The sequence below is a fragment of the Microvirga roseola genome (genome assembly GCF_020866965.1).
In the GTDB taxonomy this organism is placed as follows: domain Bacteria; phylum Pseudomonadota; class Alphaproteobacteria; order Rhizobiales; family Beijerinckiaceae; genus Microvirga; species Microvirga roseola.
On record NZ_JAJATX010000009.1, the window covers coordinates 61,813 to 82,301 of the forward strand.

Annotated in this window: 12 protein-coding genes; 6 read left to right on the plus strand and 6 right to left on the minus strand. The window is 64.9% G+C overall.

All coding sequences use genetic code 11. The features are described 5' to 3' along the window. The first annotated feature begins 291 nt into the window (after positions 1-291). Together gltB and LG661_RS08335 are read left to right on the plus strand one after the other, a co-directional pair. The gene (gltB, locus tag LG661_RS08330) at positions 292-5,010 is read left to right on the plus strand and encodes a glutamate synthase large subunit (protein ID WP_407666680.1); all 4,719 of its coding nucleotides are present in this window, start codon (positions 292-294) and stop codon (positions 5,008-5,010) included. A gap of 18 nt (positions 5,011-5,028) precedes the next feature. Further along, on the plus strand, positions 5,029-6,450 hold the full coding sequence (locus LG661_RS08335) for a glutamate synthase subunit beta (protein WP_230531409.1): 1,422 nt from the start codon (positions 5,029-5,031) through the stop codon (positions 6,448-6,450). 84 nt (positions 6,451-6,534) lie between these two features. Here the strand turns inward: LG661_RS08335 and LG661_RS08340 are convergent, their stop codons facing one another. Continuing rightward, the gene (locus LG661_RS08340) at positions 6,535-7,794 is read right to left on the minus strand and encodes an SGNH/GDSL hydrolase family protein (protein ID WP_230531410.1); all 1,260 of its coding nucleotides are present in this window, start codon (positions 7,792-7,794) and stop codon (positions 6,535-6,537) included. Positions 7,795-7,850: 56 nt separating this feature from the next. Then, on the minus strand, positions 7,851-9,077 hold the full coding sequence (locus LG661_RS08345; RefSeq protein WP_230531411.1) for a lytic murein transglycosylase: 1,227 nt from the start codon (positions 9,075-9,077) through the stop codon (positions 7,851-7,853). A 321-nt stretch (positions 9,078-9,398) separates the two neighbouring features. On the opposite strand from LG661_RS08345, the gene galU reads away from it, so the two are divergent. After that, positions 9,399-10,265, plus strand: a complete 867-nt coding sequence (gene galU, locus LG661_RS08350; RefSeq protein WP_230531471.1) for a UTP--glucose-1-phosphate uridylyltransferase GalU — start codon at positions 9,399-9,401, stop codon at positions 10,263-10,265. 51 nt (positions 10,266-10,316) lie between these two features. Continuing rightward, the gene (locus LG661_RS08355; RefSeq protein ID WP_230531412.1) at positions 10,317-11,312 is read left to right on the plus strand and encodes a KpsF/GutQ family sugar-phosphate isomerase; all 996 of its coding nucleotides are present in this window, start codon (positions 10,317-10,319) and stop codon (positions 11,310-11,312) included. 64 nt (positions 11,313-11,376) lie between these two features. Here LG661_RS08355 and LG661_RS08360 read toward each other — a convergent pair whose 3' ends face one another. Continuing rightward, positions 11,377-13,182 (minus strand): methyl-accepting chemotaxis protein, encoded by a 1,806-nt coding sequence (locus LG661_RS08360; RefSeq protein ID WP_230531413.1) that lies wholly within the window; start codon positions 13,180-13,182, stop codon positions 11,377-11,379. 450 nt (positions 13,183-13,632) lie between these two features. On the opposite strand from LG661_RS08360, the gene LG661_RS08365 reads away from it, so the two are divergent. After that, positions 13,633-14,355: an alanyl-tRNA editing protein gene (locus LG661_RS08365; RefSeq protein WP_230531414.1), complete on the plus strand. Its 723-nt coding sequence runs from the start codon at positions 13,633-13,635 to the stop codon at positions 14,353-14,355. Between the two features lie 9 nt (positions 14,356-14,364). Here LG661_RS08365 and hemH read toward each other — a convergent pair whose 3' ends face one another. The 3 genes from hemH to LG661_RS08380 form a co-directional block, all read right to left on the minus strand. Continuing rightward, entirely contained in the window at positions 14,365-15,426 is a 1,062-nt protein-coding gene (hemH, locus tag LG661_RS08370; protein ID WP_230531415.1) for a ferrochelatase, read from the minus strand. Positions 15,427-15,566: 140 nt separating this feature from the next. Continuing rightward, positions 15,567-17,702 (minus strand): HWE histidine kinase domain-containing protein, encoded by a 2,136-nt coding sequence (locus tag LG661_RS08375; protein WP_230531416.1) that lies wholly within the window; start codon positions 17,700-17,702, stop codon positions 15,567-15,569. Between the two features lie 318 nt (positions 17,703-18,020). Further along, complete coding sequence (locus LG661_RS08380) at positions 18,021-19,529, minus strand: bifunctional metallophosphatase/5'-nucleotidase (protein WP_230531417.1); 1,509 nt, start codon at positions 19,527-19,529, stop codon at positions 18,021-18,023. Between the two features lie 218 nt (positions 19,530-19,747). Between LG661_RS08380 and LG661_RS08385 the strand changes: the two genes are divergently transcribed. Next, positions 19,748-20,455 (plus strand): uracil-DNA glycosylase, encoded by a 708-nt coding sequence (locus LG661_RS08385; RefSeq protein ID WP_230531418.1) that lies wholly within the window; start codon positions 19,748-19,750, stop codon positions 20,453-20,455. Positions 20,456-20,489 lie beyond the last annotated feature (34 nt).

Below are 20,489 nucleotides of genomic sequence, written 5' to 3' on the forward strand. Positions count from 1 at the left end.
CGATACTGTCCCATTTGGGGTGCCCGCACCCCTTCGGCCCCGAGGTTTTCTTGATGCTTCGCCAGACGCGAACGAAACGAGATACCAAAAAATCCGCCCGCAAAACGTGGGCGGAGCGGGCGATGCTGGGCTGACACAAGCCCAGGATGCCCGCGAGGAGCGGGCTTCCCTGACGGACCCAACCCTCGAAACAGCGCTGGAAGCGGCGAGCATCCGGAGATCCGATCATCCGGCAGGCCCAAAAGCCGCCTCAAAGCACCATAATGACGTGTTCGGATGTGAGGATCTGATATGAGCGACGTGCCGATGAAGAGACTGGACGATGGAGCCTCGACCCGCACGGCCGCCAAAACGGATACGCTGAAAATCGTCCGGGACCCAGCCCTGCCCGCATCCCAGGGTCTCTACAATCCCGCAAACGAGAAGGATTCCTGCGGCGTCGGCTTCATCGCCGACATGAAGAACCGCAAGTCCCATTCCATCGTCCAGCAGGGTCTCGACATTCTGGAAAACCTCGACCATCGCGGCGCGGTGGGCGCGGACCCGAAGATGGGCGACGGCTGCGGCATTCTCGTCCAGATCCCGCACAAGTTCTTCGCTGCCGAATGCGCCAAGCTCGGCATCTGGCTGCCCGAGGAAGGCCAGTATGGCGCCGGTCACCTTTTCATGCCCCGCGACCCGGAGGGCTTCAAGCTCGTGGAGGAGATCGTCGCCAAGGCGATTGCCGACGAGGGCCTGCAGTTGCTCGGCTGGCGCGACGTGCCGGTGGATTCGAGCGACCTCGGCGAGAGCGTGAAGGCGTCCGAGCCGCAGCACCGCCAGATCTTTGTCGGCAAGGGCAAGGGCATGGACGACCAGGAGACGTTCGAGCGTCGCCTGTTCCTCGCCCGCAAGGTGATCTCGAACGCCGTCTATGACATGAAGGACCCGCGCACCGCGGGCTACTACCCGGTCAGCCTGTCCTCGTGCACCATCGTTTATAAGGGCATGGTGCTCGTGCGCCAGCTCAGGCATTATTACCTCGACCTGCAGGATCCGCGCTTCGAGAGCGCCATCGCGCTCGTGCACCAGCGCTTCGCCACCAACACCTTCCCGACCTGGCAGCTCTCGCACCCCTACCGGATGGTCGCGCATAACGGCGAGATCAATACGCTGCGCGGCAACGTGAACTGGATGGCGGCGCGCCAGGCCTCCGTCGATTCCGAGCTCTTCGGCAACGACATCTCGAAGATCTGGCCGATCTCCTACGAGGGCCAGTCCGACACTGCATGCTTCGACAACGCGCTCGAGTTCCTCGTGCGCGGCGGCTACTCGCTGGCGCATGCCATGATGATGCTGATCCCGGAAGCATGGGCCGGCAATCCGCTCATGAACGACGACCGGCGCGCCTTTTACGAGTATCACGCCGCCCTTATGGAGCCGTGGGACGGCCCCGCCGCCATCTGCTTCAGCGACGGCAGGCAGATCGGCGCGACCCTCGACCGCAATGGCCTGCGTCCCGCGCGCTACCTCGTGACGGAGGACGGGCTCGTGGTGCTCGCCTCCGAGATGGGCGTACTGCCGATTCCGGAAGAGAAGATCGTCGAGAAGTGGCGCCTGCAACCAGGCAAGATGCTCCTCATCGATCTCGAGGAAGGCCGCATCATCTCGGATGACGAGATCAAGCAGCAGCTTTCCGAGGCCCATCCTTACAAGGAGTGGCTGAAGCGCACGCAGATCGTGCTGGAGGACCTGAAGCCCGTTCAGGCGCGCGAGTCCCGCACGGACGTGTCGCTCCTCGACCGCCAGCAGGCCTTCGGCTACACGGCGGAGGACCTCAAGCTCCTCATGCAGCCCATGGCCGTCACGGGTCAGGAGGCGGTCGGCTCCATGGGATCGGACACGCCGATCTCCGCGCTCTCCGACAGGCCGAAGCTACTCTACACCTATTTCAGGCAGAACTTCGCGCAGGTGACGAACCCGCCGATCGATCCGATCCGCGAGGAGCTCGTCATGAGCCTCGTGTCCTTCATCGGTCCGCGTCCGAACATCCTCGATCTCGAGGGCACCTCGCGCCGCAAGCGCCTCGAGGTGCGCCAGCCGATCCTCACCAACGAGGACCTGGAGAAGATCCGCTGCATCGGCCATTTCGAGGACCGCTTCGACACGAAGACCCTCGACATCACCTATGATGCGGAACTCGGCGCGGCCGCCCTCGACGGCGCGGTCGACCGGCTCTGCGACCGCGCGGAGGCGGCGGTTCATGGCGGCTACAACATCATCATTCTCTCGGACCGCATGGTCGGTCCGGACCGCATCCCGATCCCGGCCCTGCTCGCCACCGCCGCCGTGCACAATTACCTCATACGCAAGGGCCTGCGCACCTCGGTCGGCCTCGTCGTCGAGTCCGGCGAGCCGCGCGAGGTGCATCACTTCGCCTGTCTTGCGGGTTACGGTGCGGAGGCGATCAATCCCTACCTCGCCTTCGAGACCATCGAGGCCATGCACGAGGCGGGCGAGCTGCCGCAAGAGGTGGACGCGGACGAGGCGATCAAGCGCTACATCAAGTCCATCGGCAAGGGCCTGCTCAAGGTCATGTCGAAGATGGGCATCTCCACCTATCAATCCTATTGCGGCGCGCAGATCTTCGATGCGATCGGCCTGAAGTCCACCTTCGTGAACCGCGACTTCTTCGGAACCGCGACGACCATCGAAGGCATCGGCATGGACGAGGTGGCGGAGGAGAATGTCCGTCGCCACCGCGACGCCTTCGGCGACGCGCCGGTCTACCGCACCGCCCTCGATGTCGGCGGCGAATACGCCTACCGCCAGCGCGGCGAAGTGCATGCCTGGAACCCGGATACCGTCGCGACGCTTCAGCACGCCGTGCGCCTCAACGCGCAGGAGCGCTATCGCGAGTTCGCCCGCCTCGTGAACGAGCAGGAGAACGAGCTCAAGACCATCCGGGGCCTCTTCCGCATCAGGACGGCGGAGGAAAGCGGCCGCGCGCCCGTTCCGCTGGATGAGGTGGAGCCCGCGCAGGAGATCGTGAAGCGCTTCTCCACGGGTGCCATGTCCTTCGGCTCGATCTCGAGGGAGGCGCACGAGACGCTGGCGCTCGCCATGAACGCCATCGGCGGCAAGTCCAATACCGGCGAGGGCGGCGAGGAGCCGGAGCGCTTCCGGCCGCTCGCCGACGGACGCTCCAAGCGCTCGGCGATCAAGCAGATCGCTTCGGGCCGCTTCGGCGTGACGACGGAATATCTCGTTAATTCCGACATGATGCAGATCAAGGTCGCCCAGGGCGCGAAGCCCGGCGAGGGCGGTCAGCTCCCCGGCCACAAGGTGGACGTGAAGATCGCCCGCGTGCGCCACTCCACCCCCGGGGTCGGCCTCATCTCGCCGCCGCCGCACCACGACATCTATTCCATCGAGGACCTGGCGCAGCTGATCTTCGACCTGAAGAACGTGAACCCCGGCGCGGACGTGTCGGTGAAGCTCGTCTCGGAAGTCGGCGTCGGCACCGTGGCGGCGGGCGTCGCCAAGGCGCGCGCCGATCACATCACGATCTCGGGCTTCGAGGGCGGCACGGGCGCGTCTCCCCTCACCTCGCTCAAGCATGCAGGCTCGCCCTGGGAGATCGGCCTCGCCGAGACCCAGCAGACCCTCGTGCTCAACCGCCTGCGCGGACGCGTGGCGCTGCAGACGGATGGCGGCCTGCGCACGGGGCGCGACGTGGTGATCGCGGCGCTGCTCGGAGCCGACGAATACGGCTTCTCGACCGCGCCGCTGATCGCGGCGGGCTGCATCATGATGCGCAAGTGCCATCTGAACACCTGCCCTGTCGGCGTCGCGACGCAGGATCCGGTACTGCGCAAGCGCTTCAAGGGCCTTCCCGAGCACGTCATCAACTACTTCTTCTTCGTCGCCGAGGAAGTGCGCGAGCTGATGGCCGAGATGGGCTTCCGCTCCATCGACGAGATGGTCGGCCAGTCCGACGTGCTCGACAAGAACGGCGCCATCGACCACTGGAAGGCGAAGGGCCTCGACTTCACCAAGCTCTTCCACAAACCGGAAGTCGGGCCTGAGGTCGCGATCCGCCACACGGAGCGGCAGTCACACCCGATCTCCGACGTGCTCGACCGCCAGTTCATCGCGCAGGCCCTGCCCGCGCTGGAGAACGGCGAGGCGGTCGTGATCGAGGCGGGTGTGCGCAGCGCCGACCGCGCCGTGGGCGCGATGCTCTCCGGCGAGGTCGCCAAGCGCTACGGCCATGAGGGCCTGCCCGACGACACGATCACCGTGAACCTGAAGGGCACCGCAGGCCAGAGCTTCGGCGCATGGCTCGCGGCGGGCGTGACGCTGACGCTCGAGGGCGAGGCCAACGACTATGTCGGCAAGGGCCTTTCCGGCGGCAAGCTGATCATCAAGCCGTCGCCGGACTCCAAAGCCGTGCCGGAGTGCTCCATCATCGTGGGCAACACGGTGATGTACGGCGCGATTGCGGGCGAGGCCTATTTCCGCGGCGTCGCGGGAGAGCGCTTCGCCGTGCGCAACTCGGGCGCCATCGCGGTGGTCGAGGGCACGGGCGATCACGGCTGCGAGTACATGACCGGCGGCCTCGTGGTCGTGCTCGGCCAGACGGGCCGCAACTTCGCGGCGGGCATGTCGGGCGGCATCGCCTATGTGCTGGACGAGGACGGCACTTTCGCCAAGCGCTGCAATCTCTCCATGGTCGATCTCGAACCCGTCGAGGAGGAGGAGGACCTCATGCGCCGCCTCCACCACCATGGCGGCGACCTGGAGACCAAGGGCCGCATCGATATCCTGGCCAACATGTCCGGCCCGGATGAGGAGCGCCTGATGCAGCTCATCACCAATCATCACACCTATACCGGTTCCGTGCGCGCCAAGGAGATCCTCGACAATTGGACGACCTACCGCACGAAATTCGTGAAGGTCATGCCGGTCGAGTATCGCCGCGCGCTCCAGGAGATGGATCGTCTCCGGAACCTGCAGGCGGCGGAATAAGGATTAAGGGGCACACCCATGGGCAAGGTCACAGGCTTTCTCGAATACGACCGGCAGGAGCAGAAGTATCAGCTCGCCGGTGAGCGCGTGCGCCACTTCCGCGAGTTCACGCTGCCGCTCGACGACAACGATCTGAAGAAGCAGGCGGGGCGCTGCATGGATTGCGGCATCCCCTTCTGCCACGGTCCGACGGGCTGTCCGGTGCACAACCAGATTCCGGACTGGAACGATCTCGTCTGGCAGAACGACTGGGAGGAGGCTTCCCGCAACCTCCACTCCACCAACAACTTCCCCGAGTTCACCGGGCGCATCTGTCCGGCGCCCTGCGAGGAAGCCTGTACGCTCAATCTCGAGAACCAGCCGGTCACCATCAAGACCATCGAGCAGGCCATCGCGGACAAGGCCTGGGAGATGGGCTGGGTGAAGCCGGAGCCTGCGGAGCTGCAGACCGGCAAGCGCGTCGCCGTCATCGGCTCAGGCCCCGCCGGCATGGCTGCCGCCCAGCAGCTCGCCCGCGCAGGCCATGAGGTGCATGTCTATGAGCGCCAAGCGAGGCCCGGCGGTCTGCTGCGCTACGGCATCCCGGACTTCAAGATGGAGAAGTACCACATCGACCGGCGCGTGAAGCAGATGCAAGCCGAAGGCGTCGTCTTCCATTGCGGCGTCAATGTCGGCGTCGACAAGAGCTTCGCCTCGCTTCACAACGAGTTCGATGCCGTGCTCTTTGCCGGCGGAGCTGAGGATCCGCGCAACCCGAACCTGCCGGGGCAGGATCTGGCAGGCGTTCACTACGCGATGCCCTATCTCACCCAGTCCAACAAGCGCCTCGGAAACGAGGAGGTCGTCGACGAGCCGATCCTCGCTTCGGGTAAGCATGTGGTCGTGATCGGCGGCGGCGACACGGCGTCCGACTGCGTCGGCACCGCCTTCCGTCAGGGCGCGCTCTCGGTGACGCAGCTCGATATCCGCCCGAAGCCGCCGGAGCGGGAGGACAAGCTCACCGTATGGCCCTATTGGCCCACGAAGATGCGCACCTCGTCCTCTCAGGCAGAAGGTGCGGAGCGCGAGTTCCAGGCGGCGACCCTTGGCATCGAGGGCAAGAAGGACCGCGTCACCGGTGTGCAATGCGCCCGTGTCGATGAAAAGCGCCAGCCGATCCCCGGCAGCGAATTCGTCCTCAAAGCCGACCTCGTTTTCATCGCCATCGGCTTTGTCGGCTCGGTGAAGGAAGGTCTTCTGGAGGAATCAGGCGTTGCCATGGACCGCCGCGGCAATGTCGTCGCCACGGACAAGGACTACCGCACCTCGAACGACAAGGTGTTCGTGGCCGGCGACATGCGCCGCGGCCAGTCCCTCGTGGTCTGGGCCATCCGCGAGGGCCGTCAGGCCGCGCGCGCCATCGACACCTACTTGGTGGGTTCGAGCAACCTGCCGGTCTGAGGCGGGTCCCCTATAGGGGCTTCCAATCGAAAATCATGATGAAGCTCACCTCTCCCCGGCGGGGAGAGGTGAACGCCGCGTCGATCAGGGATTCGGCCAGCGGAAATCGTCTGCCCGGCCCGGCTGGGCGCTGGGGGCAACCCCGGCCCGCAGGGCGCGCTGCACGGAATGGGCCTGATCGCCGTTCAGCTTCGGTGCCCCGGTGACCAGCGTGCCGCCCGGCGCCGTGTCCTGACGGGTGAGCGGCAGGACGGGCCCGACCAGCGGCTTGACGGGCACCACGGGCGTGGCGGCATCGGGCGGCGCGGGAATCGAGGCCTCGATGGAGGCTGCCTCCTGATCGCCGGCAGGGATCGCCGGTGCGCGTACCTGCCGGGTCTCCAGGATATGGTCGATCTCCTTGTCGGCGAAGTGGGCGACCTTTCTCGCCCCGGCCCGGGTGAAGGAGATGCCGTTGCTGGCCCGAAGCTTAGCGAGCTCGCCGCGAACATCGGGGCCGGTCGCCGTATAGCGGTTCTCCTCGTCCACAAAGCCCGGCCAGATGTCCACATACGCTCCGCCGAAGCGCTCCACGCTCTCCCGGTAGATCTCGTTCAGGGTCACCATGTCGGCCGAGGCGGCGCTGTTCTTCATAGGCGGCAGGCCGATCCAGACCACGGGAATGGCGCGCTCCCGGAAAACCTGCAGGATCGCATCGACGCGCTGACGGTACAGCTCCTTCCAGCGCTCGGACGGGAGTTCGACCCGGTCATCGCCGTCCTTGAGGGGCTGCCTGTCGTTCCTGCCCATCATCACGACGGCGAGCGTGATCTTCTGACCTCCGTCCAGGGTCGTCTTGACGAAATTCGGCCAGTCGGCGGGATCGCTCCTGACGAGGCTTGCATCCCGCGCCTTGGTGACGACCGCCACGTTCTCGTTGTCGGCGAAGAGCTCGTCGAGGCCCCGGCCGGCATCGTTGGCGAAGGCATCGCCGAAGACCACCAGATGCGTGGCGGCATTGGCTTTGCGCTTCTCCTGCCGCGCGACGGAAGCGGCCGGCGGTGCGGCCCGGCGCGGACGCACGACGGGCCGCGGCGCCGGAGGCGGAGCGTCCGGGACGCCGAAGAGGCGGCGGAGGCTGAACCCTTGCGGCGGCGCCTGTGGACCCGGCTGGACCAGCTTGCCCGGATAGTAGCCGGGCGGGTAGGCCCTGGGATCGCGATAGGCCGGCTGCGGAGGATAGCCCTGCGGGGCATAGCCTTGCCGTGGCTGCGGATAGCCTTGCTGGGCAACGGCCGCGACGCCGCTCCCCGCCACGAGGAGCAGGGCCATGACCAAGCGAATAAGGGCTGTCGCCAAACTCATGAGCGGCTCCCTGTCGTTTGCGGACCCACTCTTTATAGGGCTTGTTGTCGGATCCGTCAGCGGGCAGCGCGCAATTCGCGCAAGACTGCGTAATCGGCATAGCCGTCAGCAATCAAGCCGCGTGCGAGCTGGAAGTTCCGCACGGCCTCTCGGGTCTTGGAGCCGAACTTGCCGTCTGCCTCGCCCTCGTAAAGACCCATGGCCATGAGGCGCTTCTGCAGTTCCTCGCGCTCGTCCTTGCCGAGCATCGGCTCGTTCTTCGGCCAGGCGCCCTGGATCGGCTTGCCGCCCATGAGCCGGTCGCCGAGATGGGCCACGCCCATGGCATAGGCGTCCGAGGAATTGTAGGTCTTGATGACGTCGTAGTTCTTGGTGACGAGGAAGGCGGGCCCCTGTGCCCCGCCGGGCAGGAAAAGCCTCGCATTGCCCGCGGAAGGCATCGCCTTTCCGTCGACCCGGCGCAGGCCCAGGGTCTGCCATTGCGGAAAGTTCAGCTCAAGATACCGGAAGTCGAAGCCTTTTGGCAGCTGAACCTCGAATCCCCAGGGCAGCCCCGGCTGCCAGCCCTGCTTGCGCAGGTAATTGGCCGTGGAAGCCATGGCATCCGGCACGGAGGCCCAGATGTCGCGCACCCCGTCCCGGTTGCCGTCGACGGCGAATTTCATGAAGCTGGAGGGCATGAACTGGGTCTGGCCCATGGCCCCGGCCCAGGACCCCACCATCTTGCTGCGGTCGATGTGGTCCGCCTCAAGGATCTGGAGTGCGGTGATCAGCTCGTCCCTGAAGAAGTCGCCGCGGTAGCCGGTATAGGCCAGGGTCGCCAGGGCCCGGATCACATAGATCGAGCCGGTGAAGCTGCCGAAATTCGTCTCCATCCCCCAGATGCCGAGAATGACAGAGCGCGGAACGCCGTAGGTCTTCTCGATGGCGGTCAGGGTCTTGGGCCACTCGGCCACCATCTCCCGGCCGCGCTTGAGGCGCTGGGCCGAGACCGCCCCGTCGATATAATCCCATATCGGGCGCACGAATTCGGATTGCTTCTTCGTGAGCGCGATGATCTTGGCATCGGGCTCCACGCCGCTGAACGCGGCGTTGAAGGTCGCCCGCGAGACGCCGCGCGTCTTGGCTGCGGGCCAGAGGCTTTCCACAAAGCGGTCGAAGCTCGCCTGGGATGTCTGCTGGGCCTGGGCTGGAGCAAAGGCTCCGCTCAGCGGCAGAGCCAGGCTCAGACCAAGGGTAAGGGCGCCACTGAGGCGGCGCACCGATCGAAACGGCTGGCGCATAGGAAACGCTCGCAAGGACAGGACTAGGTTCATTCCCCTATTGCGACACTAAGAGGGTTAACGGGCCGTTGAAAGAGGGGCCGGATGCGGCGTTCCGTTGCGCCTCAAGATCTTTGTGGGCTAAGTCCTTTAACCGAAAAGCTTCAGCTTCAATTCATGTCCGGGAACGCAAGGAGGAGCCTGCGGCGGCGCGAAGGGATTACCCCTCAGCGAAGCTTGCCGGGGAGAAGCTTGGCCGTACAGGTTTCCTTTTCGCCCACGTGACTTAGATTTCCAGCACACTATGTCCTCCACGACCCCGATAGACCCATGGCTCGTTCAATGAAGCGCATCCGCAAAGCAGTCCTTCCCGTCGCAGGCCTTGGAACCAGGTTTCTTCCGGCCACCAAGGCCGTTCCCAAGGAGATGCTGTGCGTGGTCGACCGCCCCGTCGTCCAGCATGTGGTGGACGAGGCGCGAGCCGCCGGGATCGAGCATTTCATCTTCGTCACCGGCCGCAACAAGGCGGTGATCGAGGACCATTTCGACATCGCCTACGAGCTGAACCGCACCCTCGAGGCGCGGGGCAAGACCAAGGAGCTGGAGCTCCTGGCCAAGGACCAGCCCCAGGCCGGCCAGACGAGCTTCACCCGCCAGCAGGAGCCCCTTGGCCTCGGACATGCGGTCTGGTGCGCCCGGGAACTCGTGGGCGACGAGCCCTTCGCGGTCATCCTCCCCGACATGCTCAGCCGCGGCTCCATGGAGCAGATGATCGCGGCCTACGAGAAGCACGGCGGCAACGTCATCGCCGTGGAGGAGGTGCCGGAGGACCAGACGCACCAATACGGCATCGTCTCGGTGGGCCAGGAATTCGGCCAGACCTTCGAGATCACCGGCATGGTGGAAAAGCCCCCGAAGGGCACCGCCCCCTCGAACTACATCATCTCCGGCCGCTATATCCTCCAGCCCAAGATCTTCGATCTGCTCTCCAACCAGGAGCGCGGCGCGGGCAACGAGATCCAGCTTACCGACTCGATGATCCGCCTGATGAAGGACCAGAAGTTCTTCGGCATGAAGTACCGGGGCAAGACCTACGACACCGGCTCCAAGGTCGGTTTCCTCATGGCGAACGTCGCCTATGCCCTGGAGCGCGAGGATCTGGGCCCGGCCTTCCGGCAGGAGCTCGAGGCCTTCCTGCGGCAGAGTTAAGCAGAGCGGCAAGGGTTCCGCAGGGCCGCCCCGATATGCTAGAGGGCGGCCATGGCACTCGCACAACCGACCCCCTCCCCGTCCGATCAGGCCGTTTCCTCGGCCCTGCGGACCCTCGCCACCGAGCGGGATGGCCTGACCATCCTCATGGACGCCATCGGCAACGGCCTCGGCGCCCTGTTCACGGCGGCGGTCGAGACCATCGCCGCCTCGCAGGGCCGGGTCATCGTCACGGGGATCGGAAAGTCGGGCCACATCGCCCGCAAGATCGTCGCCACCCTCGCCTCGACGGGAACTCCCGCCCATTACGTCCACCCGGCCGAAGCCAGCCACGGCGATCTCGGCATGGTGCAGGCCGAGGACGTGATCGTCGCCCTGTCCTGGTCCGGCGAGACTGCGGAGCTCGCCGACATCATCGGCTATTCCAGGCGCTTCCGGGTGCCCCTGATCGCGCTTACCTCCAATGCGTCCTCAAGCCTTGGCCACGCGGCGGATATCTGCCTGGCGCTCCCCAAGGCGAACGAGGCCTGCCCCAACGGGCTCGCCCCCACCACCTCGACCACCATGCAGCTGGCGCTGGGTGACGCGCTCGCCATCGCGCTCCTGGAAAAACGCGGCTTTACGGCGGAGCATTTCCGGGTCTTCCACCCCGGCGGCAAGCTCGGCGCGCGCCTCAAGCTCGTGCGGGACATCATGCACAAGAACGAGCGCCTCCCCATCGTCGGCATCGAGGCGCGCATGGACGAGGCCATCGAGGAGATCGGCCGCAAGGGCTTCGGCTCGGTCATCGTCGCGCATCCGGACGGGACGCTCGCGGGCATCGTCACGGACGGCGACCTGCGCCGCAATCTCCGGCCCGATCTCGGCACGCTCCCCGTCTCCGCCATCATGACGAAGACGCCGCGCACCATCGCGCCGGACGACCTCGTGGCGACGGCCCTGGAGATCCAGGAGACCTCCAAGATCACGGCGCTGATCGTGGTCGAGAACGACAGGCCCGTGGGCCTCGTCCACTATCTCGATCTGCTTCGCGCAGGCGCTGCCTGACGTCTGAACGAAAATGGCCGCCGTGGATCATCCACGGCGGCCGCTCTCCAATCTCCAGGATTGCTTAGGCAGCCTTGACGCCGGAGAGGAAGTTCGCGACCTCGCGGCCGAGATCCTCGGAGTGGCGCGCCAGCTCCTGGGCCGCGCCCAGAACCTGGGCCGCGGCGGATCCGGTCTCGCCTGCACCCCGACGAACCTCGCCGATATTGCCGGTCACCGCTTCCGTGCCGCGCGCCGCCTCCTGCACATTGCGCGAGATTTCACGCGTGGCCGCGCCCTGCTCCTCGATGGCGGCCGCGATGCCGGTCGAGATCTGAGCCATCGAGCCGATCGTCTGCGCGATCTCCTGAATGGCCCCGACCACGTCCTGTGTCGCCTGCTGCACCGAGGCGATCTGCGTGCCGATCTCCTCGGTCGCCTTGGCGGTCTGGTTGGCCAGCTCCTTCACCTCGCTCGCGACAACGGCGAAGCCCTTGCCGGCCTCGCCTGCCCTGGCCGCCTCGATGGTGGCGTTGAGCGCGAGCAGGTTCGTCTGGCCGGCGATGGTGTTGATGAGCTGGATGACGTTGCCGATCTTCTCCGCCGTCTCGGCGAGGGCCTGGACCGTGACGTTGGTGCGCTGGGCGCCTTCCACCGCCTGGTTGGCGATCTGGGAGGACTGCGTCACCTGAGAAGCGATCTCCTGGATCGAGATCGACATCTCTTCCGTGGCGGCGGCGACCGTCTGCACGTTGGCCGAAGTCTGCTCGGCGGCAGACGCCACCTGCACCGACTGGCCCGTGGTCTGGTCGGCGATCCCGGTCATGGACTGCGCCGNGGCGGCGGCGACCGTCTGCACGTTGGCCGAAGTCTGCTCGGCGGCAGACGCCACCTGCACCGACTGGCCCGTGGTCTGGTCGGCGATCCCGGTCATGGACTGCGCCGTGGCTTCCATCTCAGTGGCCGCACTGGAGAGGCTCTGCGTCAGAGCCGAGACATTGGCCTCGAACTGCTTCGTGAGCTGGTCGAGTCTCTGGGCGCGGCGCATCTTGGCCTCGTTCTCGACCTCCTGCTCGCCGGCGAGACGGCGGGCCTCAATGGCATTGTCCTTGAACACCTGCAGCGCACGGGCCAATTGGCCGACCTCGTCCTTGCGCTCGGCCCCGCTCACGTTCACCGTCAGATCGCCATTGGCGAGACGGCTCATAGAACCGGTCATGCTACCCAGCGGGCGAACCACACCATAGAGGGCAATCGCCCCGAGCAGGCCCACGGCGATAAGAATACCAACTGCACCCGACAAGATGAGCATCGTTGAGGTGCTTGAGGCGAGGTCTTCTGCCTCGTGCTTGGCGTTGTCGAGCAACTTCTCACTCGCAACAATGTTCTCGCTCAGAATATCGCGCACCTTAATCCGCCAGTCCCGACCTTCCCCATTAGAGATCACGATCGCCTCGGCGTCGTTGTCTTTAGCCGCAAGCGCGACACTCTTGTCCATAAGCTCGAAATACTTGGATACCGTTGCCTTGATATTCTCGTTGATAGCGCGGCGCTCGGAACTCCTCGAGAGTGCAACCAAGTCTTCCAGGTGCTCATGCGCCTTCGCCCTGAATTCCTGATAGACATTGAAGGTTCGCTCGATACGGTCCGGCTGGGCCGCCGACAGCATGATCAGGTTCTTTTCCTGAATGGTTGCCTCGTTCACCTCAGCATTGATCTGCAGAATCCCGGTCAGGCGAGCTGCATCGTACTCGACCAATTCCTGGGTGTCGGCCGACATTTCGTCCAAGCCGATTTTCGCAAAAGCAACCAGTCCGACGGTGATGGCAATAAAGATTGCGACCGGGATCGCCAACTTTGTGATGAGCTTGAGATTGTTGAGAAGCTGCATTGTCTTTCGATGGCCTGCCCGCATCGCCGCGGGAAGCGCGCGCCCCCTGACGCGACATTTCCAGGCCCATCAATATCTGCGAGGAGAAGGTGAACAGTTCCTTTCTGGAAGTATTCAAAATAAGCAAAAAGCTGAGGTAAATTCTATTACTTAGGCATTTATCCTTTGCCGGCGTAAAAAATCAGAACAATATTCCTAACGCACAGCATCTACAACCCTGCGTATACATTGAACAACTTTTGCGAAACGGCTTATGCGCTTCCGGCAGCTACGACAACTTGAAGTATTCCTGAGAATAGTCATGCATCTCCGAGTGCGGGAATGTGTCATCCATTCTCGGAGCACCAAACGCCCGCTATGCTCACGATGCATTTTTTGGTGAACTGAATCCGGTTCGCCGCCAGAATGCTCTGCTGTAGAGAAGAGAGCCGAAAACCGAAGGCTGTGACCATGCCCCGCATCTTCTGTCAGGACCATCCTGACGTGCTCGAGCTTGCAGCAGAAGTGCTGGACGCGCATCCCGGCGCGGTCCTGCTCGACCGCTCGCCCTTCTTCCCGGGCGGCGGCGGCCAGCTGGCCGACAAGGGTAGCATCGAGTGGTCCGGCGGCATCATCAGGGTCACTCGCATCCAGGCCGACAGTGGCGGCCTATGGCATGAGTTCGAGGGATCGGCCGAACCGCATAGCAGCGTCCTGGCCAAGGTCGATCCGGACTTCCGGCACCTCATGTGCGAGCTTCACACCCTCGCCCATGTAGCCAACAGCATCGTCTATCGCGATTTCGACGGAGCGCTCCTGACGGGAGCTCAACTGGCAGAGGACGGCACATTCCGGGTTGATTTCGATCTCTCCGGCGGCGATGCCGAGCGGCTTCGGCAACTGGACGGCCCGATCAACGACGTGATCCGCGCAGACTACGAAATCCGGACCCATTCCATGCCCTGGGCGAAAGCGGAGGCCGAGCCCGGCACGTTCCGCAGCAAGACCGTCTCCCCTCCCCCGCAGGAAGACGGGACGGTCAGGATCGTGGAGATCGCAGGCCTCGACCGGCAGGCCTGCGGCGGAACGCATCTGCGCTCCACCGGGCAAGCCCGCCTGGTTAAAATCCTCAAGGTCGACAACAAGGGCCGGCAGAACCGGCGCATCCGTGTCGGATTCGCGCGATCCCTCTAGCGCCTAGTCTCAGAGCCAGCCCTGCAGCTCGCGGCGCACGATGTTGCTGATCACCCGCATGCCATCGTCGCTGTCATTGAGGCAGGGCAGATAGGCGAACTCCTCGCCGCCATTGTGCATGAAGATCTCACGGTTCTCGCCATCGAGCTCCTCCAGCGTCTCCAGGCAGTCGGCGGAGAAGCCGGGCGCGACGATGGCCATGCGCTTCACGCCGCTCTGCGCCAGCGCCTCGACGGTCTTGTCCGTGTAGGGCTGCAGCCATTCCGCCGTGCCGAAGCGGGACTGGAAGCTCATGCGGAACTTGTCCGCCGGCCAGCCGAAAGCCTCGCGCATGAGACGCCAGGTCTTCACGCAGTGACAATGGTAGGGATCACCCTTCAGGAGATATTCCTTCGGCACCCCGTGGAAGGAGACGAGGATCACCTCCGGCTCGAAGGGCAGCTTCGCCAGATCCCGCTTCATGGAAGCGACCAAGGCGTCGATATAGACCGGGTCGTCGTGGTAGGGCGGCGAGACGCGGATCGTCGGCTGCCAACGCATGTCCATGAGCGCGCGGAAGGCCTGGTCGCAGGCCGTGGCCGAGGTGGCGGCGGAATATTGCGGATAGAGCGGCACGAGGAGAATGCGGTCGCAGCCCTGGTCGAGGAGGGCCTGGATGCGCTCGCGCACCTCCGGCTTGCCGTAGCGCATGGCCCAGTCGACCGTGATCCTGTCGCCGGCGACGGCCTTCAGGTCCGCCGTCAGCTTCTCGGCCTGGCTGCGGGTGATGGTCTTGAGGGGCCCCTCGTTGCGCTCGTTGTTCCAGATCGAGGCATAGTCGCGCCCCTTGGGACCAGGCCGCTTGGTGAGCACGATGAGGTTGAGGATGGGCCACCAGATCAGGCGCGGGGTTTCGATGACGCGCCGGTCGGAGAGGAACTCCTTTAGATAGCGGCGCATGGGCCAGTAGGTCGTGCCCTCCGGCGTGCCGAGGTTGAGGAGCAGGACCCCGATCCGCCCGGTCTTGATGGCGGGATGGTCCGCCGGGCGAACGCCCTGACGAATGTCGGTCAGATTCACTCTCTCGTTCATCGAAAAGCCCCTTGGCAGCGGACCCGTCCGGGATCCCGCTCATTGATGCGGTTCTAAATAGGGGTTTTCCATGAATTCCGCCAACGTGATCCTGTGTCACGTTGTCGAGATGCCAACACGTTCCTTAACCGGACGAGGGATCAGGAGAGCGTATCGATGAGGGTCGTCGGCTTGAGCACGGCCTCGATGGCGACCTGCAGCCCTTTCGGCCGGTAATCCACATCGACCTTGGCGCTGAGCTGCGTGGCGAGGACCCTGTGGAGCAGACGAGAGCCGAAGCCCTGCCTCTCCGGTGGCGAAACCTCAGGCCCGCCACTTTCACTCCAGACGAGCCTGAGCCGGTAGCCGTCAGCCTCGGGCTCGGAAGTCCAGGTGACGGAGACCCGTCCGGTGCTGACCGAGAGGGCGCCGTATTTCGCAGCGTTGGTGGTGAGTTCGTGGATCGCCATGCCGATGGGCACCGCTGCCTCGGAAGGCAGTTCCACGATGGGTCCGTCGAGCACGATCCGCTCGCCGCTTCCGTCGCTGTAGGGGCTGAGCTCCTTCTCGAGAATCTCGCGCAAGGACGCGGTCTGCCAGACCGCCTCGGTCAGCAGGGAATGGGTGTTGGCGAGCGAGACGATGCGGCCGACGAAGGCCTTGTAGAAATCGTCGATGCTGGAGGTCGAGCGGGCGGTCGCGCCCACTACGGCCTGCACCGTCGCCAGAGTGTTCTTGACCCGGTGATGGAGCTCGCGGATCAGGAGGGATTGCTGTCTCTGGGCATGCCTGCGGTCGTCGATCTCGCGCTGCGCATCCTGGTAAAGACGGCCGTTTTCGAGCGCGATGGCCGCCTGCGCCGCAAGGCCCGCCATCAGGTGCTCGGCGCGCTCGGTAAAGATCCCCGGCTGCTCATGGGCAAAGAGCAGGACGCCGCCGACCGCGCCCGCGCGGGACAGCACGGGCACCGCCATGAAGCTTCGAGCGGGGCAGCGGCTCAGGAACGCCGCGCCGAAAGACCTCTCCGTCGCAAAGCGCGGATCCGCTTCGATGTCCTCCGACCGCAGTACTTTTCCATTCGCAAGCTCGACGGGGAAAGGCGCAGCGTCGAGGTCCTGCGCCGCCTCGGCGAAGGAGGCGCTGGAAGCACCCGACAGGGCCTGGAGGGCGAGACTCACGCCATCCTCGCTGCGCCGCGTGGTCACGAAGAACGCGCCGATCTGCGCATGCGTCAGCTCGACGCCCGCATCGGTGACGTTCTGGACGATCCGGCCGACATCAAGTTCGCCGGCGAGCGCGCTGCCGGTCCGGTTGAGAATTTCGAGCGCCCCCGTCTCGGCCTTCAGCTCGGCCGTGCGGGCAGCGACCTCCCTCTCCAGCAGAGCGGAAGTCGCCGTCTGTTCCTTGAATTGCTGCGATGCGAGCGCAGTGAGCGCGGCCAGCGCGAGAAGGGCGATGAGCGCGAAGGCGCCGTAGAGCCGCGCCTGGACGACCCACTGGTTCCAATAGGCGTCTTCCGGCAGGCTGACATGGATGTAGAGCGGCTTCGTGCCGACCCGGTGATAGGCCCCGGCGCGCTCGCCACTGTTGCCGATGAAGGAATAGATGCCGGACCGGGCATCCAAGATCAGGGCATCATAGAAGGCATCCTCGTTCAGCGGCACGAAAGACAACCGGTCGGCAGGCGGAGGATACTGCGCGATGATTTCCCCGTCACTGGCGCGCAGGAGACTGATCCGGCTGCCCTTGGGCAGACGCAGCTTGCCCCAGTATTCATCGAAGTAGGACAAGGCGACCGTGACCGAGACCGTGCCGGCGAAAGCCCCGTCCGGATCGGACAGACGGCGGCTGATCATGAAGGTCGGCCTCCCCATGACACGTCCGACGATCGGCTCGCCGATGAAGAGCCCCTGATCGGCCAGGGCCTGCGCATCGAAGGCATCGCGGCCCGCGACGTTCGAGGAGGGGGTGGGGAACGCCACCGACGTCAGGCGCAGATTGCCGGTGGCGTCGTTGAGCCAGACGTCGTCGATATAGGGCAGAGCCTCGTTGATCCCGCGCAGCTGCTTCCACAGCGGCCGCGATCTCTCGATCCGGTCCCAGCTCTCCCCCTGGATCTCCGCCGCCGTCTGTTTCAGGGAGAGATCGGTGACCTCGAGCAGGCGGGCGATATGGTCGGCGAGGAAAAAGGCATTGCCAGCGATTTCGTTGAGGTTGCGCTGAATCAGGCGGTTGCGCTGCTCCCAGGCGATATAGCCGAAGGTGATGAGGATGAAGGCGACGCCGAACAGGCCCATGACGAACGTCAGCCGACCGCGGAAGCGTGACTGGCGGCGCTTGCGCGACGAATTCGCTAGGTCTGAACGCGGAGAGGCCAACAAGGACGAATCGCTTTTTCTTCGGGCTTCGCTGCGCGTCGAGAATGGCATGGCAGCGCCGGGGGAGAATATACCTGCCGGGGGCATTTCCAAGCACCCGGTGCAGCGCGCTGAGATAATGCCTTCCAGGCCCGAATTGGATGCGCCGCAAGGTCACGTGTCAACCGGGGCGCTGCTTCGGCAAAAGAAAACGCCGGGGCCCGAAAGGACCCCGGCGTTCGAACCACGTTGCAAGTATCAGCGCAGGACGACGCGGCCTTCGACCTTCGGCGCGACCTTGCCTTCCTTGTTGATATAGTCGATCACTTGGCTCGCCATGAGCTGGCTGGCCGAAGCGTCGATCAGCGACTTGGCGTCGGCGAAGACCTTGTAGCCGTCGCCGCCGCGGGCCACGAAGTCGTTGGTCGCAAGCGTGTAGGTCTTGGCCGGATCGAGGGGCTGGCCATTGATCTTGACCGACTTCACGCGGCTGCCGACGGGCTCCTTCACGTCGACCTCGGCCGTGATGCCGGAGACCTGCGGAAAGCGGCCGCCGAGCTCGCGCACCTGGCTGACGCCGTTCTCGAGCGCTTCCTTGATCTGCGCGCCGGTGACCTCGAGCAGCACCGTCGTGTTGCCGAAGGGCATTTCGGACAGGATATCGCGACGTGTCAGCTTCTGGCCCGCATTGTACTGCTTGTCGGCCCGGATGCCGCCGCCATTGGTGATGGCGACGTCGGCGCCCACCGCCGCCTTCATGGCGTCGGTGATGAGATTGCCGATGGCCGCCTCGCCTCCGCGCACCGTCGCGCGGCGGCTGTCGAGGGGTGTCTCGGTCATGCCGATCTCGATATCGAGCTCCTTGGAGAGCTTGTCCTCATAGCCCTTCACCACGGCCTCGATCTCGGGATCGGGCTTCACAGTGGCGGTGTCGATGATGCGGAAGTTCGGCGACCAGGAAACGGTGGTCTTGCCGTCCTTCGTGGCCTTCTTCACCGAAAGCTCGACGACGTTGACGAAGTTGGCCTGGGACTCGGATTCCGATAGCACGACCTTGCCATCGTAGAAGGCGAGCAGGTGCTCGTCATGGCCGCCGATGATCACGTCGACGCCGGCGGAGCGGGCGATGATCATATCCACTTCCAGGGGCGTGTGGGCGATGGCGACGACGATGTCGGCGCCCTTCCCGCGCAGCTCCTTCGCCTTGGCGCGGGCCGTGTCGATGGTGGAGGAGAACCTGATGTCGCCGGGGCTTGACGCGATCGGCGTGTCCTCGGTGGTCAGACCGAAGAAGCCGACCTTCACGCCCTGCACGTCGACGATCTTGTCCGCCTTGGTGTTGGCGGGCAACCCGTTGCCGTCGACGATGTTGGTGGCGAGCACGTCGAACTTGGCCTCGGCCATGCGGGCGCGGAAGGCGGCGGGGCCGAGATCGAACTCGTGGTTGCCCGGCGCCATGACGTCGACGCCCATGTGGTTCAGGATGTCGATGATGTGCGCGCCCTTGTCGAAGCCCGAGAGCAGGGAGGGCGAGATCGTGTCGCCCGCATGGATGAAGAGGGCGTTGCCCTTGGCCCGCTCCTCCTTGATCACCGTCATGAGCTTGGCAAATCCGCCGCGTCCCTTCGCGGGGCTCATCCGGTCGATGTCGTTGGTCTGGACGAAGCGGATGGTCACGGCCTCCTGGGCGAGCGCAGCGCCCGACAGGAGCATGGACATTCCGAGAAAGCCGGCGCGCAACGCGGCGAAGGAGCGGCTCTGAAGCATAGTCGTTATTCCCCACTAAAGGCTTGATCCACAAGGCAGCCTCATGGAACCTAGACCAGCAACGTGTCACAGAAGTAACAAGCTGTCGATTCCCGCAGCGGTCGGTTTCGGGGCATCCCTTGACGCCTTTTTCGGCGTCGGCCCGGCGGCTGCTTAGCCTGGGAAAACATGTTGTTAGCCGGCATTGGGCAAAACCCGGCGGAAAGGTGCATTTACCCATGACAGGTCCCGTCAGCCAAGCCCTTGCGGAATTCCGCTCCCGTCCCGAAGCGGCGGGCTGGCTCTCCCTGCCCTTCTTCCGCGACGGCAGCGCCGAGGCGGTGGCGGCGAAGGTCGATGGGGCGATCGGCGCGGGCGCCCATGTGCTGCCGCCCCCCGAGGCCGTGTTCACCAGCATGTCGCTGACCCCCCTGGACAAGGTGAAGGTGGTAGTGCTGGGCCAGGACCCCTATCCGACGCCAGGGGATTCCCACGGGCTCGCCTTCTCCTACCGGGGCTCGCGCCGCCTGCCCGCATCGCTGCGCACGATTCTCGCCGAGATGGCGGAGGATCTGAGCCAGCCCATGCCGAAATCCGGCGACCTGTCCCAATGGGCGCATCAGGGCGTGCTCCTCATCAACACGGCGCTGACGGTGGAGGCCGGAAAGTCAGGAGCCCACATGAAGTTCGGCTGGTCGGCCCTGGTCGATCAGGCCGTTTCCGCGATCTCCGAGCATCAGCCCGCCGTCGTCTTTCTTTTCTGGGGAGGCCCCGCCCGCAAGCGCGCCGCACTGGTGGATCGGGACAAGCACCTCGTGATCGAGTCGGGCCACCCCTCCCCGCTCAACCGCCTCAACGACTTCCGCAGGACCCGCCCCTTCAGCCGGGCCAATGCCTGGCTCGCCGGGAAGGGCCTGGAGCCGGTGGACTGGCGGCTGGAGGCCTGAATACAGGTTTGTGCAAGGAAAGTGCGGGCTTCAC

Coding starts and splice junctions, on each gene's coding strand:
- gltB (WP_407666680.1), top strand. CDS start 292: ATGAGCGACGTGCCGATGAAGAGACTGGACGATGGAGCCTCGACCCGC.
- LG661_RS08335 (WP_230531409.1), top strand. CDS start 5,029: ATGGGCAAGGTCACAGGCTTTCTCGAATACGACCGGCAGGAGCAGAAG.
- LG661_RS08365 (WP_230531414.1), top strand. CDS start 13,633: ATGCCCCGCATCTTCTGTCAGGACCATCCTGACGTGCTCGAGCTTGCA.
- LG661_RS08380 (WP_230531417.1), bottom strand. CDS start 19,529: ATGCTTCAGAGCCGCTCCTTCGCCGCGTTGCGCGCCGGCTTTCTCGGA.
- galU (WP_230531471.1), top strand. CDS start 9,399: ATGAAGCGCATCCGCAAAGCAGTCCTTCCCGTCGCAGGCCTTGGAACC.
- LG661_RS08355 (WP_230531412.1), top strand. CDS start 10,317: ATGGCACTCGCACAACCGACCCCCTCCCCGTCCGATCAGGCCGTTTCC.
- LG661_RS08345 (WP_230531411.1), bottom strand. CDS start 9,077: ATGCGCCAGCCGTTTCGATCGGTGCGCCGCCTCAGTGGCGCCCTTACC.
- LG661_RS08340 (WP_230531410.1), bottom strand. CDS start 7,794: ATGAGTTTGGCGACAGCCCTTATTCGCTTGGTCATGGCCCTGCTCCTC.
- LG661_RS08385 (WP_230531418.1), top strand. CDS start 19,748: ATGACAGGTCCCGTCAGCCAAGCCCTTGCGGAATTCCGCTCCCGTCCC.
- hemH (WP_230531415.1), bottom strand. CDS start 15,426: ATGAACGAGAGAGTGAATCTGACCGACATTCGTCAGGGCGTTCGCCCG.
- LG661_RS08375 (WP_230531416.1), bottom strand. CDS start 17,702: ATGGGCCTGTTCGGCGTCGCCTTCATCCTCATCACCTTCGGCTATATC.